This is a genomic window from Mycobacterium sp. NPDC003449, from assembly GCF_053588415.1.
The window spans coordinates 13,707-29,978 of sequence record NZ_JBSFPX010000080.1; the positions used below are offsets into that span (position 1 = coordinate 13,707).

Genomic DNA, 16,272 nt, shown 5'->3' on the forward strand with positions numbered 1-16,272 from the left:
TCTCCTAGCCGAGTAGTTCGACGACGGTGGCGTTGGCGGTACCGCCGCCTTCGCACATGGTCTGCAATCCGAGTCGAATCCCGTTGTCGCGCATGTGGTTGATCATTCGGGTCATCAGCACCGCACCGGATGCGCCGAGCGGGTGGCCCAGCGCGATCGCCCCGCCCAGCGGGTTGAGTCTGGCCTCGTCGGCGCCGGTCTCGGCCAGCCACGCCAGCGGCACCGGCGCGAACGCCTCGTTGACCTCGTACACCCCGATCTCGTCGAGCCGCACGCCCGCCTTGTGCAACACCTTCTCGGTGGCCGGTATCGGGCCGGTCAGCATCAGCACCGGGTCGGCACCCGACACCGCGCCGGCCCGATACCGCACGATGGGCGAAAGTCCCATTGCCACAGCGCTTTCCTCGGTCATCACCAGCAGTGCCGCGGCCCCGTCAGAGATCTGCGACGAATTGCCGGCATGGATCACGCCGTCCTCGGCGAACGCGGGTTTGAGCCCGGCCAGCTTCTCCACGGTAGTCCCCCGCCGCACACCCTCATCGGCGATGACGGGATCCCCGTCGTCGGGAAACACTGTGATGGTCTGGGTTTCGAACGCGCCGCTGTCCTGAGCGGCGGCCGCCCGCTCATGCGATGCGACCGAGTATTCGTCGAGCCGGGTCCGGTCCAGGCCCCATTTCTGCGAGATCATCTCGGCCGAGAGTCCCTGGTTGAACGAGAAATCCCGGTACCGGTCAAGCACTTTCGGGCCGTACGGCTGGCCGGTGGCGCGGGCCGCCCCCAACGGAACCCGGCTCATCACCTCGACGCCGCCGGCGACCACGACGTCCTGCTGGCCCGACATCACCGCCTGCACCGCGAAATCCAGTGCCTGCTGGCTGGATCCGCAGGCCCGGTTGACCGTGGTGCCGGGGATGTGTTCGGGCCAGCCCGCGGCCAGTACCGCGAAGCGGCCGATGTTGCTGGACTGATCGCCGACCTGGGAGACGCAACCCCACACCACATCGTCGATGATGTCCGGGCCGATACCGGCCCGCTCCACGAGCTCGTTGAGCACCAGCGCGGACAGGTCGGCGGCATGGAAGCCCGACAGTCCGCCGTTGCGCTTGCCGACGGGGGTCCGGACGGCTTCGACGATGACGGTTTCACGCATGGGAGTGCTCCGATCTCAGGATGTCGGGTAGGCCGCGCCGATCGCACCCTGCTCGCGCAGTGCGGCGATCTCGGCGTCGGACAGACCCATATCGGTCAGGATGGCATCGGTGTGCTGCCCGAGGCCAGGGACGGCGGCCATCGGCGGCTCGTACCCGGCGATGACGGGCGGCGGCAGCAGCGCGGAGATCTCCCCGGTGGGCGTCGAGACCGGCCGCCAGCGGTCGCGGTCCTTGAGGTGTTGGTGCACGATGACCTCGCTGGGCCGGTTGTAGCGTGAGTTGCCGATACCGGCGTCGTCGGCGATCTGCTGGATCTCGGCGAGATCGTGCCGGGCACACCAGGACCCGATCGCCTCGGCGAGGACATCGCGGCGAGAGCACCGGTCGGAGTTGGTGGCGAAACGCGGATCGTCGGCGAGGTCGGGCCGGTCGATGATCTCGCGGGCGAGCCGCTGCCATTCCCGGTCGTTGGTGGTGCCCAGCACGACGGTCTGCCCGTCGCGGGTGCGAAAGGCACCGTAGGGGGCCACCGCGGGCGAGCTCATCCCCAGCGGCTGCTGGTCGACGCCCGAATGCTGGGTGTAGGTCAGCGGGTAACCCATGATGTCGGTCATGGTGTCGAACAGGCTGACCGCCACGGCCGGGGCAGGCGCGCCGTCGGGCCGCCGGGACCGGCCGATCAGCAGCGCCATGATCGACAACGCGGCGTACAGCCCCGTCGAGATGTCGGCGACCGGGGGGCCGGGTTTGGCCGGCATATCCGGATGGCCGGTGACCGCGCACGCCCCCGATTCGGCCTGGACCAGCAGGTCGTAGGCGCGCTTGTGCGATAACGGCCCACCGGGGCCGTACCCGTCGATCTCCACGGGGATCAGCCGCGGGTGGCGTTCGGCCAGATCGCCGGGCGACAGCCCCATCCGGGCCATCGCCCCCGGGGCCAGATTGGACACCAGCGCGTCGGCGCCCTCCAGCAGCCGGTGCAGCACCCGCATTCCCTCGGCCGATTTCAGGTCGAGCGAGATCGACTCCTTGCCGCGGTTGGCCCAGACGAAGTGCGCGGCAAGACCATTCACCACATCGTCATAGTCGCGGGCGAAGTCGCCGCCTTTCGGATTCTCCACCTTGATGACCCGGGCACCGAAGTCGGCCAGTACCCGCGAGCACATCGGCGCGGACACCGCCTGTTCGAGCGCAACGATGGTGACACCGGCCAGCGGCGCCCTTTGAGATTCGCTCACAAGTTCACATAACCATGCCGCCGTCGACCGGCAGCACCTGACCGGTGATGTAGGACGCGGCATCCGACGCCAGGAAGACGAACGCGCCGGCGACCTCCTCGGCCTCGGCCCAGCGCTTGAGTGGGATCCGGTTCATCATGCTGGCCGCGAACTTCTCGTTGGTGCGGATGGTTTCGGTCATCGGCGTGGCCGCCAGCGGGGCCAGCGCGTTGACCATGATGTTCTTCGCCGCCAGCTCGCGGGCCAGCGATTTGGTGACCCCGATCAGACCGGCCTTGGCCGCCGAGTAGTTCACCTGGCCCAGCGTGCCGGTGATACCTGCCGACGAGGTGACGTTGATGATGCGTCCGGTGCCGTCGGTCGGGATGTGCGGCAGCGCGGACTGGGTGACGTGGAAGGTACCCATGACGTGGATGTCGAACGTCATCCGGAACGTCTCATCGGTCAGCTTGGGGAACATCGCCGGCGACGTCACGCCGGCGTTGTTGACCACGATGTGCAGCCTGCCCTCACCGAGTCCGGCCGCCCGCTCGGCGGCGGCCTCGGCGGCGCAGCGGTCGCTGACGTCAAGCGCTGTGCTGTCGGCCTTGCCGCCGGCGGTGTTGATCCGCGCGGCAACGTCGGCAGCGGCGTCACCGCTGATATCGGTGACCAGCACCGAGGCGCCCGCGGCGGCCAGTGCCTCCGACACCGCCGCACCGATTCCGGCACCGGCCCCGGTCACCAGTGCCGAACGCCCGGTCAGGTCGAAATAGGTCCTCATGGATTCCGAAATCTCCTCAGTAGCTCTTGGGCAGGCCGAGAACGTTCGCGGCGAGGAAGTTCAGGATCATCTCCTGGCTCACCGGGGCGATCTTCATCAGCCGGGACTCCCGGAAGAACCGCGAGATGTTGTACTCCTCCGAGTACCCCATCCCGCCGTGGGTCTGCAATGCGCGGTCCGCCGCACCGAATCCCGCGTCGGCGCACAGATACTTGGCCATATTGGCCTCGCGCCCGCACGGTTTGCCGTTGTCGTAGAGCCAGGTGGCCTTGCGCAGGACCAGTTCGGCCGCATCGAGCCGGGCCAGCGAATCGGCCAGCGGGAACTGGATGCCCTGGTTCATACCGATCGGCCGGTCGAACACCACGCGGTCGTTGGCGTATTTCACGGCCCGGTCCAGGGCCACCCGGCCGATACCGAGCGCCTCGGCGGCGATCAGCATGCGTTCCGGGTTGAGCCCGTGCAGGATGTAGCCGAATCCCTTGCCCTCCTCGCCGATCCGGTCCTCGACCGGCACCCGCAGATCGTCGATGAACAGCTCGTTGGAGCTGACGGCGTTGCGCCCCATCTTGTTGATCGGCCGGATCTCGACCCGGTCGCGGTCGAGATCGGTGAGGAACAGGGATAGACCCTCGGTCGGCTTTCCGCCCCGCTTCTGCACGTCGTCGCGGCTCTCGGTCCTGGCCAGCAGCAGGATCTTCTCGGATTCAAGGGCTTTGGAGATCCAGACCTTGCGCCCGTTGACGATGTAGTGATCGCCGTCCTTCTTGGCGAAGGTGCTGATCCGGGAGGTGTCCAGGCCTGCACCCGGTTCGGTGACGCCGAAACACACATGCAGGTCCCCGTTGACGATCCGGGGCAGGGTCGCCGCCTTCATCTCGTCGGAGCCGAACACGACCACCGGCTGCATGCCGAAAATCGAAAGGTGAATCGCACTGGCCGCGTTCATCGCTCCGCCGGACCGGGCCACCTCCTCGGCCAGGATGGTGGCCTCGGTGATGCCGAGACCGTGGCCACCGTACTCCTCGGGAATGGTCATGCCGAGCCAGCCGCCACCGGCGATGGCGTCGTAGAACTCCTGCGGAAACTCGTGGGCCTGGTCCTTGGCCATCCAGTAGTGGTCATCGAACCTGGCCGACAGCTCCGCCACCGACTTGCGGATCAGCTGCTGGTCATCGGTCAGCTCGAAGTTCATCCCACCCGACACTCGTTGTTCCCCTACCTTCAGTCCTGCGCGCCGGCAACGGCTTTGGCGTTGGCCGCGAAATCGGCGAAGTTGGCGCCAGTCTTCTCCTTGTGGCTCAGCGCCCGGATCGACACATCATGACCCTCGGCCTGCCTGCGCAGGGCACCGACGGTGGCCTCCTCCTTGGGTACATGGGCGAACGGCTCGAAGTGGTAGAGCCGCATGGCGTTCTCATGGGTGATCTTGTTGATCTCGTCGTCGGGAACCTCGTAGGTGTCGAATACCGCCGACAGTTCCTCGGGCGCCCCCGGCCACATCGAATCGCTGTGCGGGTAGTCCATCTCCCAGCAGATGTTGTCGATGCCGATCATGTGCCGGTTCTTCACCCCGACCGGATCGGAGATGAAGCACGTCATGAAGTGCTCGCGGAACACATCCGACGGCCGCTTGTCGCCGAAGTCCTGATGGGTCCAGGTCGAGTGCATCTCATAGGTCCGGTCGACCCGGTCCAGGAAGTACGGAATCCACCCCGTCCCACCCTCGCTCAGGGCGATCTTGAGATCCGGGTAGGCCTTGATCGGCGCCGACCACAACAGGTCGGCCGCGGCCTGCACGATGTTCATCGGCTGCAGCGTGATCATCACGTCCATCGGCGCGTCCGGCGCGGTGATGGCCAGCTTGCCCGACGACCCGATGTGCACGTTCATCACCGTGTCGGTGTCGACCAGGGCCTCCCACAGCGGCTTCCAGTGCTCCAGATCGTGAAAGCTCGGGTAGCCCAGGGTCGACGGGTTCTCGGTGAAGGTCAGCGAATGCACACCCTTCTTACTGACCCGCCGCACCTCGTCGGCGCACAGCTGCGGATCCCAGATCGCCGGCAGCGCCATCGGGATGAATCGGCCGGGGTTGGACCCGCACCATTCGTCGATGTGCCAGTCGTTGTAGGCCTGCACCAGCGCGAGCGAGAACTCCGAATCGTCGGTCGCGAACAACCGCGCGGCGAACCCCGGAAAGGACGGGAAGTTCATGGTCGCCAGCACTCCGCCGGCATTCATATCCTTCACCCGCTCGTTCGGGTCGTAACACCCCTTGCGGATCTCGTCGAGGCCCTGCGGCTCCAGCCCGTACTCCTCCTTGGGCCGGCCCGCGACCGCGTTGAGTGCCACGTTCGGGATCACCGTATCGCGGAACTGCCAGGTATCCGACCCGTCGGAATTGTGCACCAGTCGCGGCGCCTCGTCGCGGTACTTCGCCGGCAGGTGGTTCTTGAACATGTCGGGTGGCTCGATGATGTGGTCGTCCACGCTGATCAGAATCATGTCGTCTTTGTTCATGGCCCCTCCAGGTCACCGTGTTCTCTACTTCAGAAAACTAGCTTCTCGTCTACCGAGAATCAACGTGTGATGGCCCTGACGAGCACAATCACCCTGGTCAGGAGGAGAACACCGGCCCCGGCATTGACCATTCGAGAAAAAGGTGGAAACCTGTTAGGCGAAAATGAGAACCTAATTCTCACCGTAGAGAGTCGCAGGCTGCCAGCCGAGAGGAGACCGCAGGTGCGTCTGGCCCCATTGCCCGCCGCCGAGTGGGACGAGGAGGTGCGACGGGCGCTGTCGGTCATGCTCCCCGAGGAACGACTCAATCCCGACGGAGCCGGGACGGCGCTGTCCACTCTCGCCCGCCACCCGCAGCTGACCAAGGCGTTCCTGCGGTTCAGCAATCATCTGTTGTTCCGTTCGACGCTGGACCCGCGGGCCCGCGAGCTGGCGATCCTGCGGATCGCCCACCGTCGCGGCTGCGCATACGAATGGGCCCACCACGTCATCATGGGAAAGGCCGAAGGGCTCACCGATGACGACATCGCCGGTATCGAACGCGGTGAGGCCGCCGACCCCGTCGACCAGGCTGTCCTCGACGCCGTCGACGAACTGGACGGGCAGTCCCTGATCGCTGATCCGACATGGGCGGCACTGAGCGAGACGTTCGACGAGCGCCAGCGCATGGACCTGGTTTTCACCGTCGGCGGCTACGGCCTGATGGCCATGGCCTACAACACCTTTGGCATCGAGCCGGAATCCGGCACTGGAGAAAGAGGATAGACACGTGGCGTTTTTCCCGAAGCCGGATGTCGGCAGCTGGACCGAGAACTGGCCCGAACTGGGTACCGGTCCGGTCAACTACGAGGATTCGATCGATCCCGAGCAGTGGAAGCTGGAGCAGCAGGCCATCTTCCGCAAGACCTGGCTTCAGATGGGCCGGGTGGAGCTGGTTCCCAGGAAGGGCAGATACATCACGCGCGAGCTGCCGTCGGTCGGGCCCGGCACCTCGATCATCATCGTCAACGACGGCGAGCAGATCCGGGCGTTCTATAATATGTGCCGCCACCGCGGCAACAAGCTGGTGTGGAACGACTATCCCGGCGAAGAGGTTTCGGGCAGCTGCCGGCAGTTCGTCTGCAAATACCACGCCTGGCGTTACGACCTCAAGGGCGACCTGACGTTCATTCAGCAGGAGCAGGAGTTCTTCGACGTCGACAAGGCCGACTACCCGCTCAAGCCGGTGCGCTGCGAGGTATGGGAGGGCTTCATCTTCGTCAACTTCGACGATGACGCGGTGTCGCTCGAGGAGTACCTGGGCGAGTTCGGTCAGGGCCTCAAGGGCTACCCGTTCCATGAGATGACCGAGCATTACAGCTACCGCTCGGAGATCAAGGCCAACTGGAAGCTGTTCATCGACGCGTTCGTCGAGTTCTACCACGCGCCGATCCTGCACATGAAGCAGGCGGAGAAGGAGGAGGCCGAGAAACTGGCCAAGTTCGGCTTCGAGGCGCTGCACTACGACATCAAGGGCGATCACTCGATGATCTCGTCCTGGGGCGGCATGAGCCCGCCCAAGGATCTGAAGATGGTCAAGCCCATCGAACGTATCCTGCACAGTGGCCTGTTCGGTCCGTGGGATCGCCCCGCCATCAAGGGCATCCTGCCCGACGAGTTGCCGCCAGCGATCAATCCCGGCCGGCACAAGACGTGGGGTCAGGACTCGTTCGAATTCTTCCCGAATTTCACCCTGCTCTTCTGGGTGCCGGGCTGGTACCTGACCTACAACTACTGGCCGACCGGTGTGGACACCCATATCTTCGAGGCCGACCTGTATTTCGTGCCGCCGAAGAACCTGCGCGAACGGCTGTCCCAGGAGCTGGCCGCGGTGACGTTCAAGGAATACGCGTTCCAGGACGCCAACACGCTTGAGGCCACCCAGACCCAGATCGGCACCAGGGCGGTCACCGAATTCCCGTTGTGCGACCAGGAGATCCTGCTGCGCCACCTGCACCACACCGCCCACCGGTACGTGGACCGGTACAAGGAAGCCCAAGCGGCGAACAACGGCAACGGGGCCGCTCACTCCACGATCGCGAAGGAGTCCGCAAATGTCTAAGTTGCCAGCCGAGTTCGCCGACCTGGAGCGGTTCGCCGATTGGTGCCTGCCCACCGAGGAGGAGCGCTACTCGAAGCGGCTCAACTCGTCGATGGAAGAGATGCAGGAACTCTATGATGCCGGCATGGAACGGCTCGAGGACATCATGGTGTATGTCGACGCCCGATTCCCGCTCAAGGGGATGCCCGAGGACGCCAAGGCGCTGGTGCATCTCGGACAGTCGATCGTGATGGTGAGCTTCCCGATCGAGGTGTGGAAGCAGCCCCGCGTGCTCGACAGCGGCGCGGCCTATATCCAGCTGGTCAAGGAGCCGGTGGTCTAGCGGTGACAGACGTGCTGACCCTCAAAGCCGCGGGTCTGCTCGACGTCGATGCCGGGGAGATTCGTCGCCCCGGCATCGTCCGTGTCGAGGGTGACCGCATCGTCGGAATCGGCGGGGAGGTCGAAGCGGAGTCATCGACTGTGCTCGATCTGGGCGACGCCATCCTGCTGCCCGGCCTGATGGACATGGAGGTCAATCTGCTCATGGGTGGGCGGGGTGAGAACCCCGGCCTGTCCCAGGTGCAGGATGACCCGCCGACCCGGGTGCTGCGGGCGGTCGGCAACTCGCGCCGCACGCTGCGGGCCGGATTCACCACGGTGCGCAATCTCGGCCTGTTCGTCAAGACCGGCGGATACCTGCTCGACGTGGCGCTCGGCAAGGCGATCGACGCCGGCTGGATCGAAGGGCCGCGCATCGTGCCCGCCGGACATGCCATCACGCCGACCGGTGGGCATCTGGACCCGACGATGTTCGCCGCGTTCATGCCGGGTGTACTCGAGCTGACGATCGAGGAGGGCATCGCCAACGGGGTCGACGAGATCCGCAAGGCGGTGCGCTACCAGATCAAACACGGCGCCCAGTTGATCAAGGTGTGCTGTTCGGGTGGCGTCATGTCGCTGACCGGTGAAGCAGGCGCACAACACTATTCGGATGAGGAGCTGCGGGTCATCGTCGACGAGGCGCACCGCAGGGGCCTGCGGGTGGCCGCGCACACCCACGGCGCCGAAGCCGTCAAGCATGCGGTGGCCTGCGGTATCGACTGCATCGAACACGGTTTCCTGATGGACGCCGAGGCCATCGCGATGCTCGTCGAGCACGACCGCTTCCTGGTGACGACCCGGCGACTGGCCCAGGCCATGGATGTGTCGAAAGCCCCCAAAGTGTTGCAGGACAAGGCAGCCGAGATGTTCCCGAAAGCCGAGACGTCGATCAAGGCGGCCTACGAGGCCGGCGTGAAGATCGCCGTCGGCACCGACGCCCCGGCCATCCCGCACGGGAAGAATGCCGATGAGCTGGTCACACTCGTCGAGTGGGGCATGCCGCCCGCCGCGGTACTGCGCGCGGCCACCGTCGTCGCCGCCGACCTGATCAACGCCACCGACCGGGGCCGGCTGGCCGAGGGTCTGCTGGCCGACATCATCGCGGTGCCCGGCGATCCACTGCAGGACATCAACGTTACAAGAGATGTGAAATTTGTAATGAAGGGCGGTAAGGTCTACAGGAATGAGTACGCCCATGAGCGCGAATAGGACCGACGATCTCGTCGAGATCCAGCAGGTGCTGGCCCGCTATGCCGTGACCATCACGCAGGGTGACATCGAGGGCCTTGTCTCGGTGTTCACCCCCGACGGCACCTACAGCGCCTTCGGCGAAACCTATGCACTGGAACGCTTCCCGGTTCTCGTCGACGCCGCGCCGAAGGGCCTGTTCATGACCGGAACCGCGCTGGTGACCTTCGACGCCGACAATCCGGACGCCGCAACCGGCACCCAGCCGCTGTGCTTCATCGAGCACTCCGCGCACGATATGCGGATCGGCTACTACAACGACACCTACCTGCGCACGGCCGAAGGCTGGCGGCTACGGACCCGCGCCATGACGTTCATCCGCCGCAGCGGTGCGCACGATCACGGCAAACCTCATGCGATCGGACGGCCCACAGCGTGACCGACCTGCACGAACCCGCCACATTCCGCACCGAGCTGCGGGCCTGGCTGGACCGCAATGACCTGACCCCACCCGACGACCACACCCTCGCCGGCCATATGCGCCAGTTCGCCAGGGTGCAGGCCGCACTGTACGAGGCCGGCTGGAGCCGGTACGGCTGGCGCGAACATGCCGGCGGACTTGGTGGCCCGGACATCCTGCGGGCCATCGTCGGCGAGGAGGTGGTGGGCCGCAGACTCGCCGAACCGGGGCCGTACTCCATGCTCGAGGTGCTGGCGCCGACGATGATCGACTACGCCCCGGCGGAACTGGCCGCCGAGATGGTGCCCAAACTCCTCAGCGGTGAAGAGCAGTGGTGCCAAGGCTTTTCCGAGCCGGGGTCGGGTAGCGATCTGGCGTCGCTGACCACACGCGCCGAGCAGCGTGGCGACAAGTGGGTGGTGAACGGGCAGAAGGTGTGGACCAGCTTCGCCCAGTACTCGCACCGGTGCATCCTGCTGACCCGCACCGGGGACGCGTCGACGCCGGATCATGAAGCCATTTCTGCGTTCTTCGTCGATCTCGACACCCCAGGCATCACCGTGCGCCCGCTGCAGACGATGCACGGCGTCGACGAGTTCTGCGAGGTGTATTTCGACGACGTCGCCGTCGACGCGAGCCGGATGCTCGGGATGCCGGGCGACGGCTGGCAGCTGGCGATGGACCTGCTGCCCTACGAAAGGTCGACCTGTTTCTGGCAGCGGATCGCGTACCTGTATTCGCGGTTCGACGCGCTGATCGGCGAGGTCAAAAGTCTCGGCCAGGCGGTCGACACCGATATGGGTGAGGCCTATCTGGCCCTGCACACCCTGCGGTGCCGGTCCAGGGCCACCCAGCACCGGCTGGCCGACGGACAGAAGTTGGGCCCGGACACCTCGATCGACAAGGTACTGCTGGCCGGCGCCGAACAACGGCTCTACGACGCGGCACGGGATCTGTTGCCCGGTGTCGTCGAACTCGACGGTGGCCCGTGGCGCACCGAATACCTGTACTCGCGTGCGGCCACCATCTACGGCGGCACCGCGGAGGTTCAGCGCAACATCATCGCCCGTCGCCTGCTGGACCTCGGGAAGGAGTGAACGTGGCCGGAAACTCTGATCTCGACCTGCTCGAAGACGGGCTGCGCAAGACCATGCTCGCGAAGTCCGGCCCGGACCTTGATGCGGCACTGACCGAACTGGGCTGGGCCGACATGCTCTCCGAAACGCCCGACCAAGCGATCGCACTGGTATTTCGGTTGCTGGGCGAAACAGGTTCGCACGCATCGGTTCTCAACGACGTCGTGCTACAGTCTTCGCGACGGCCGCCCGATGGGCTACCGGTGCTCCCTTACGCGGGCGGGATCCAGGTGGTGTGGGAGCGGCCCGCGGCAGATGAAATCGACCAGTGGGTACTCGACAATTCCACGCCACTCGACGTACTCGGCGGATTGCCACTGCGCCGGGTGAACGAGGGCGATCTGTTGCGTTTGGCCGAGGCTCGGGTGGCCGTGGCCTGGTGGTTGATCGGTTCGGCCAGGGCGATGCTGGCCCTGGCCCGTCGTCACGCTCTGGACCGGGTGCAGTTCGGTAAACCCATCGCGTCGTTCCAGGCGGTGCGCCACCGACTGGCCGAGACCCTGGTGGCGATCGAAGGGGCCGAGGCGACCCTGACCCTGCCGGGTGCCGACAATCCCGATCTGACCGCACTTCTGGCCAAGGCCGCCGCGGGCAAGGCGGCGCTGGCCGCGGCCAGGAACTGCCAGCAGGTGCTCGCCGGAATCGGGTTCACCGCCGAACACGATCTGCACCGCCATATCGAACGGGTGGTGGTGCTCGACGCGATCCTGGGAAGTTCACGTGAGCTCACCCGGCGCGCAGGCGCGGGGCTGCGCGCCCGTGGATCGGCTCCGCGGCTGGCCCAGCTGTAACCGTCCCCCGCCGAGCAGACACGGCGGTACCCCGAAATGGCGTTTTCCGGGTACCTGCGTGTCTGCTCGCGCGGATCAGGTGAGAGGTTCGGCGAATACCGTCGCCGTAGAGCGCCCCCGTAGCACCGTCGATCCCCGCACCACCCAATGCTGCCCCTCGTCGGCGTCGGCACACGCCAGGGCGCTCCCCGAGCACAACACGGCGGACTCCCGGTCCTTGGCATGGTCGGCGAGCCGGGCCGCCTCGTTGACCGAGTCACCGATGACCGTGTATTCGTATCGGTTCTCGGCGCCGATATTGCCGGCGAACACCGCCCCATAGGAGATCCCCACGCCGAACTCGACATCGGGCAGCGCGAGAAGCCGCGGGATGAGCGCCCGGCCGGCCGCCATGGCCGAGGACGCCGGATTGTCCAGTGCCAGCGGGGCCCCGAATGCGGCGAGGACGGCATCGCCCTCGAACTTGTTGATCAGGCCGTGGTGGTGCTCCACGGTGTCGACGACGATCCGGAAGAATCCGTTGAGCAGCTGAGCCACCTCGTCCGGCGGCCTCGACGCGGCCAGCGCCGTCGACCCCACCAGGTCGATGTAGAGGATCGCGACCTCACGGACGTCGCCGCTGATCGCCCCGCCCTGCTGCTGCAGCGCATGGCGGGCCACGTCGACCCCCACGTATCGACCGAACAGATCACGCAGGCGTTCACGTTCGGCCAGACCGGCCACCATCCGGTTGAATCCGGCCTGTAGGCGCCCGATCTCGGACGGTTCATAGACCGCCACCGATGCGTCGACCCTGCCCTTGGCCACCTCGGTCATCGCCACGACCACCTCGTGAATCGGATCCGAGATCGACCGCGCCACCAGGATGGTGGCGACGAATCCCAGCAGCACCGCGACCCCCGCCATCACCAGGATGGGAGTGTCGATCGAGGCCGACGACTGCAGGAACCAACCGTTGGACCTGGCCAGCACGATCACCGCGATCCCGACGCTGGGCACCGCGGTGAATAGCACCCAGACGTAGATCAGGCGTCCCAACGCCCCCGGCAGCCGGATCCGATCAGCCGAATCCTTCATGGCGGCCGCGATCATCGGCCGCAACGTCCTTGAGGTGATCAGGAACCCGACGCATGCAGTGATCATCGCGCCGAACAGGATGGACCCGCCGATCACATAGGCGACTCCACCGCGGGCATCGAGATTGAGCACCATGAACACCGCGCCGCTGACGGCCCAGACGGTGAACTCGACCGCGGTCTGGCGGACCGGGATACGCACCGCGGCAGTACGTTGCGCGGGCGTGGGTTCCTCGCCGGTGGCGAACCAGCGGAATGTCGGACGCATGTTGATGACACCGAGGACCGCGTCCAGTGCGGCCGAAAATGCCACCAAGACAATGAATCCGATCAGGTTCTTGGTGGTGAGCAGGTCACGGGCATCACCGACGGTGTTGCCGGACAGGGAGACGATCACCAGCAGGACCGCGGCCGCGGCAGTCAGATGCGCCAGCGTCAGCCGGACCGCGTAATGCGCTGCGAGGCGGTCGGCGCTCGCACGCCGTGGGCCGCTCACAACTGCACGCTACTTGATATTCGCCTTCATATCGTCGAGGTTGACCAGTACCGGCCAGCCGCCGACGCTGAGCGCGTTGCCGTGCCCGGTCTGGTGGATGTCGAACACCGATTGGATCGCGGCGTAGAAACCCTGCACGTCCAGCGTCTGGTTGACCGCACGTTTGGCCTGGCGTAGCGCGAACGACGGCATCGCGGCGATCTGGCGGGCCAGTTCGCGGGTGTGCTCGTCGAGTTGTGCCCGCGGTACCACCCGATTGACCATGCCGGTGCGCTCGACCTCCTCGGCCGTCATCGCGCGGCCGGTGAACAGGATCTCCTTGGCCTTTCGCGGACCCAGTTCCCAGGTGTGGCCGTGGTACTCGACACCCCCGATCCCCATGAGCACCACCGGATCGGAGAACATCGCGTCGTCGGCGGCCACGATGAGGTCGCACGGCCAGCACAGCAGCAGACCACCAGATATGCATCTGCCCTGCACCGCGGCGATCGACGGTTTGGGCACGTTGCGCCAGCGCAGGGTGTACTCCAGGTAGCGCCGGGCCTCGTGCTCGATGATGAACTCCAGGGTGATCTTGTCGGGCACCGGACCGCCGCCGCGCAGATCGTGGCCGGCCGAGAAATGCTTTCCGTTGGCGCGCAGGACGATCACCTTGGCGTCGGGATCCTGGGCCGCCCTGGTCCATGCGGCGTCGAGTTCGTCGAGCAGGTCCGGATTCTGCGCATTGGCCGCCTCGGGCCGGTTGAGGGTGATGGTGGCGACCGCATCGGCGACGTCGTAGTCGATGTACACGTCGATTACTCCCTGTCTATCGGGTTGTCCTTCCGGGCAACCGTTCGCGCGGCGGGGCTCGGTGACGACGCAATGCCCTCTTCCCGAAGAGCTTTTATAATTCCCGGCATGAGAATACTATTCTCACAGTGAGAAAGTTACAATCTCCGACACGGTGACCGAGAGGGGGTCTGACACCACTATGGCAAGACGTTCTCCGGTACAGTCAGTTCATGTTCTCCCGACCCGACACGCATCTGAGCCGCCTGTGACCAGCGCTGGCGAAGAACCCGCATGGAAGCAGCGGGCAGTCGAACGGTCGATCAAAACCGCCAAGCTCCGCGCCGCGCAACGCGTGCAGCGGTTCCTGGACGCGGCGCAGGCGATCATCATCGAAAAGGGCAGCACCGACTTCACCGTCCAAGAGGTCGTCGACCGCTCACGGCAGTCGCTGCGCAGCTTCTACCTGCAGTTCGACGGTAAGCATGAGCTGCTGCTAGCCCTGTTCGAAGACGCCCTGAGCCGCTCGGCGGATCAGATCCGCGCGGCCACCGCGAGCCATGAGGATCCCCTGGAGCGGCTCAAAGTGGCGATTCAGCTGCTCTTCGAATCCTCGCGACCCGATCCCGCCGCCCAGCGCCCACTGTTCACCGACTTCGCGCCGCGGCTGCTCGTCTCCCATCCCTCCGAGGTGAAGGTCGCGCACGCACCGCTGTTGGCGCTGCTCACCGAGCTCATGGAGGAGGCATCGGAGGCCGGCGTGCTCCGCGACGGGGTCAACCCGCGTCGGATGGCCGCGATGGCGATGCAGACCGTCATGTTCGTCGCCCAGTACAACGGCGGCAGCGACGACGCCTCGACCCATCCGATCACCGCCGACGAAGTCTGGGATTTCTGCGCCAACGGGTTCACCGCCAGCTAGCCGAGAATTTTCCTCTCACCCCAGAAGAATCGCCCTTGCGCCGGCCCGGCGAGGCGGTCTCCGCCCATGGTGACGTCACACCGCCCGAACGCCGGACCCCTCCGTCGAGGTTGCGCCGCGTGCGCAGGCCGCGCCGCTCACAGGGGACAGACACCGAGATGCCCGCCCGCCCCGTCCCGCTGCGAAGGTCTCTTACCCCGGACTGGAACCGCACTTGCTGAGAATTAGATTCTTGTAAGCGAAGAGTACAAATTGCCCAAAACGAGTCCGCCGTTGACACAATAGGTGGGCCGGTGACAGAGTCGTAACAGAGTGCTGAGCAGGTGCACAGACTATCGCCGAAGACGCAACGATTCACGAGCTACAGGATGAGGTAACCAATGTCTGGACGGGTGGAAGGCAAGGTCGCATTCGTCACCGGCGCGGCCCGCGGCCAGGGACGCAGCCACGCGGTGCGGCTGGCCCAGGAGGGCGCAGACATCATCGCGATCGACATCTGCGGGCCGATCCGGCCCGGCACCGAAACCGCGATCCCCGCCTCGACCTCAGATGACCTGGCCGAGACCGCGAACCTGATCAAGGGACTGGACCGGCGCGTCGTCACCGCCGAGGTGGACGTCCGTGACGCGGCGGCGATCAAGACCGCCGTGGACAGCGGCGTCGAGCAGCTCGGCAGGCTCGACATCATCGTTGCCAACGCCGGCATCGGCAACGGCGGCGACACCCTGGACCAGACCAGCGAACTGGACTGGGACGAGATGATCGACATCAACCTGTCCGGGGTGTGGAAATCGGTCAAAGCCGGTGTCCCCCACCTGATCTCCGGCGGCCGTGGCGGTTCCATCGTGCTGACCAGCTCGGTGGGCGGGCTCAAGGCGTACCCGCACTGCGGCAACTACGTCGCCGCCAAGCACGGTGTGGTCGGGTTGATGCGCGGGTTCGCCGTCGAGTTAGGTCAGCACAACATCAGGGTCAACACCGTGCACCCCACCCACGTGGCGACGCCGATGCTGCACAACGAGGGCACCTTCAAGATGTTCCGCCCGGACCTGGAGAACCCGGGCCCCGACGATATGGCCCCGATCTGCCAGCTGTTCCACACCCTGCCCATCCCGTGGGTCGAGGCCGTCGACATCAGCAACGCCGTGCTGTTCCTGGCCTCCGAGGAGGCGCGCTATATCACGGGCGTGACGCTGCCGGTCGACGCGGGCAGCTGCCTGAAGTAGCCCACCTTCCTGCGCGAGCAGACGCAAAACTGCACCAAATCCGGGGTTTTGGTGCAGTTTTGCGTCT

At 65.8% G+C, this 16,272-nt stretch carries 16 protein-coding genes; 9 read left to right on the forward strand and 7 right to left on the reverse strand.

Going from position 1 to position 16,272, the window contains the following annotated elements; translation table 11 throughout:
- Window positions 1-4: 4 nt before the first annotated feature.
- From ACWDTP_RS20175 to ACWDTP_RS20195, 5 genes are read right to left on the reverse strand one after another with little or no spacing between them, the layout of a single operon-like run.
- Window positions 5-1,153 (reverse strand): thiolase family protein, encoded by a 1,149-nt coding sequence (locus ACWDTP_RS20175; RefSeq protein ID WP_450022928.1) that lies wholly within the window; start codon window positions 1,151-1,153, stop codon window positions 5-7.
- A 15-nt stretch (window positions 1,154-1,168) separates the two neighbouring features.
- Window positions 1,169-2,392, reverse strand: a complete 1,224-nt coding sequence (locus ACWDTP_RS20180) for a CaiB/BaiF CoA transferase family protein (protein WP_450022930.1) — start codon at window positions 2,390-2,392, stop codon at window positions 1,169-1,171.
- A gap of 4 nt (window positions 2,393-2,396) precedes the next feature.
- Window positions 2,397-3,155, reverse strand: coding sequence for an SDR family NAD(P)-dependent oxidoreductase (locus ACWDTP_RS20185; RefSeq protein ID WP_450022932.1), 759 nt, complete (start codon window positions 3,153-3,155; stop codon window positions 2,397-2,399).
- Between the two features lie 16 nt (window positions 3,156-3,171).
- Entirely contained in the window at window positions 3,172-4,350 is a 1,179-nt protein-coding gene (locus ACWDTP_RS20190; RefSeq protein WP_450022934.1) for an acyl-CoA dehydrogenase family protein, read from the reverse strand.
- Window positions 4,351-4,379: 29 nt separating this feature from the next.
- Window positions 4,380-5,675: an amidohydrolase family protein gene (locus ACWDTP_RS20195; protein ID WP_450022936.1), complete on the reverse strand. Its 1,296-nt coding sequence runs from the start codon at window positions 5,673-5,675 to the stop codon at window positions 4,380-4,382.
- Window positions 5,676-5,897: 222 nt separating this feature from the next.
- Here ACWDTP_RS20195 and ACWDTP_RS20200 point away from each other — a divergent pair, with 222 nt between their 5' ends.
- From ACWDTP_RS20200 to ACWDTP_RS20230, 7 genes are read left to right on the forward strand one after another with little or no spacing between them, the layout of a single operon-like run.
- A complete protein-coding gene (locus ACWDTP_RS20200) occupies window positions 5,898-6,440 on the forward strand; it encodes a carboxymuconolactone decarboxylase family protein (RefSeq protein ID WP_450022938.1) in 543 nt (180 codons plus the stop codon).
- Between the two features lie 4 nt (window positions 6,441-6,444).
- On the forward strand, window positions 6,445-7,776 hold the full coding sequence (locus tag ACWDTP_RS20205; RefSeq protein WP_450022940.1) for an aromatic ring-hydroxylating oxygenase subunit alpha: 1,332 nt from the start codon (window positions 6,445-6,447) through the stop codon (window positions 7,774-7,776).
- The gene (locus ACWDTP_RS20210) at window positions 7,769-8,098 is read left to right on the forward strand and encodes a hypothetical protein (protein WP_450022942.1); all 330 of its coding nucleotides are present in this window, start codon (window positions 7,769-7,771) and stop codon (window positions 8,096-8,098) included. The genes ACWDTP_RS20205 and ACWDTP_RS20210 overlap by 8 nt, the downstream gene beginning before the upstream one ends.
- An 11-nt stretch (window positions 8,099-8,109) precedes the next feature.
- Window positions 8,110-9,348 carry an amidohydrolase family protein gene (locus ACWDTP_RS20215; RefSeq protein WP_450022958.1) on the forward strand — a complete coding sequence of 413 codons (1,239 nt, stop codon included), beginning with the start codon at window positions 8,110-8,112 and terminating at the stop codon, window positions 9,346-9,348.
- The gene (locus tag ACWDTP_RS20220; protein ID WP_450022944.1) at window positions 9,335-9,766 is read left to right on the forward strand and encodes a nuclear transport factor 2 family protein; all 432 of its coding nucleotides are present in this window, start codon (window positions 9,335-9,337) and stop codon (window positions 9,764-9,766) included. Before ACWDTP_RS20215 ends, ACWDTP_RS20220 begins: the two co-directional genes overlap by 14 nt.
- On the forward strand, window positions 9,763-10,884 hold the full coding sequence (locus ACWDTP_RS20225; protein ID WP_450022946.1) for an acyl-CoA dehydrogenase family protein: 1,122 nt from the start codon (window positions 9,763-9,765) through the stop codon (window positions 10,882-10,884). Before ACWDTP_RS20220 ends, ACWDTP_RS20225 begins: the two co-directional genes overlap by 4 nt.
- A gap of 53 nt (window positions 10,885-10,937) precedes the next feature.
- A complete protein-coding gene (locus ACWDTP_RS20230; RefSeq protein ID WP_450022960.1) occupies window positions 10,938-11,714 on the forward strand; it encodes an acyl-CoA dehydrogenase family protein in 777 nt (258 codons plus the stop codon).
- Between the two features lie 75 nt (window positions 11,715-11,789).
- On the opposite strand, the gene ACWDTP_RS20235 is transcribed toward ACWDTP_RS20230, so the two are convergent.
- Both ACWDTP_RS20235 and ACWDTP_RS20240 read right to left on the reverse strand, forming a co-directional pair.
- Window positions 11,790-13,229 carry an adenylate/guanylate cyclase domain-containing protein gene (locus tag ACWDTP_RS20235; RefSeq protein ID WP_450022962.1) on the reverse strand — a complete coding sequence of 480 codons (1,440 nt, stop codon included), beginning with the start codon at window positions 13,227-13,229 and terminating at the stop codon, window positions 11,790-11,792.
- Window positions 13,230-13,295: 66 nt separating this feature from the next.
- Complete coding sequence (locus ACWDTP_RS20240) at window positions 13,296-14,078, reverse strand: enoyl-CoA hydratase (protein ID WP_450022948.1); 783 nt, start codon at window positions 14,076-14,078, stop codon at window positions 13,296-13,298.
- A 181-nt stretch (window positions 14,079-14,259) separates the two neighbouring features.
- Between ACWDTP_RS20240 and ACWDTP_RS20245 the strand changes: the two genes are divergently transcribed.
- Together ACWDTP_RS20245 and ACWDTP_RS20250 are read left to right on the forward strand one after the other, a co-directional pair.
- Window positions 14,260-14,979 (forward strand): TetR/AcrR family transcriptional regulator, encoded by a 720-nt coding sequence (locus ACWDTP_RS20245; RefSeq protein ID WP_450022950.1) that lies wholly within the window; start codon window positions 14,260-14,262, stop codon window positions 14,977-14,979.
- 380 nt (window positions 14,980-15,359) lie between these two features.
- Entirely contained in the window at window positions 15,360-16,205 is an 846-nt protein-coding gene (locus tag ACWDTP_RS20250; protein WP_450022952.1) for a mycofactocin-coupled SDR family oxidoreductase, read from the forward strand.
- The last annotated feature ends 67 nt before the right edge of the window (window positions 16,206-16,272 follow it).

Excerpts from the sequence above, each read along its gene's own strand:
- ACWDTP_RS20190 (WP_450022934.1), bottom strand. The coding sequence starts at position 4,350 with ATGAACTTCGAGCTGACCGATGACCAGCAGCTGATCCGCAAGTCGGTG.
- ACWDTP_RS20210 (WP_450022942.1), top strand. The coding sequence starts at position 7,769 with ATGTCTAAGTTGCCAGCCGAGTTCGCCGACCTGGAGCGGTTCGCCGAT.
- ACWDTP_RS20175 (WP_450022928.1), bottom strand. The coding sequence starts at position 1,153 with ATGCGTGAAACCGTCATCGTCGAAGCCGTCCGGACCCCCGTCGGCAAG.
- ACWDTP_RS20185 (WP_450022932.1), bottom strand. The coding sequence starts at position 3,155 with ATGAGGACCTATTTCGACCTGACCGGGCGTTCGGCACTGGTGACCGGG.
- ACWDTP_RS20220 (WP_450022944.1), top strand. The coding sequence starts at position 9,335 with ATGAGCGCGAATAGGACCGACGATCTCGTCGAGATCCAGCAGGTGCTG.
- ACWDTP_RS20245 (WP_450022950.1), top strand. The coding sequence starts at position 14,260 with ATGGCAAGACGTTCTCCGGTACAGTCAGTTCATGTTCTCCCGACCCGA.
- ACWDTP_RS20230 (WP_450022960.1), top strand. The coding sequence starts at position 10,938 with ATGCTCGCGAAGTCCGGCCCGGACCTTGATGCGGCACTGACCGAACTG.
- ACWDTP_RS20195 (WP_450022936.1), bottom strand. The coding sequence starts at position 5,675 with ATGAACAAAGACGACATGATTCTGATCAGCGTGGACGACCACATCATC.
- ACWDTP_RS20250 (WP_450022952.1), top strand. The coding sequence starts at position 15,360 with ATGTCTGGACGGGTGGAAGGCAAGGTCGCATTCGTCACCGGCGCGGCC.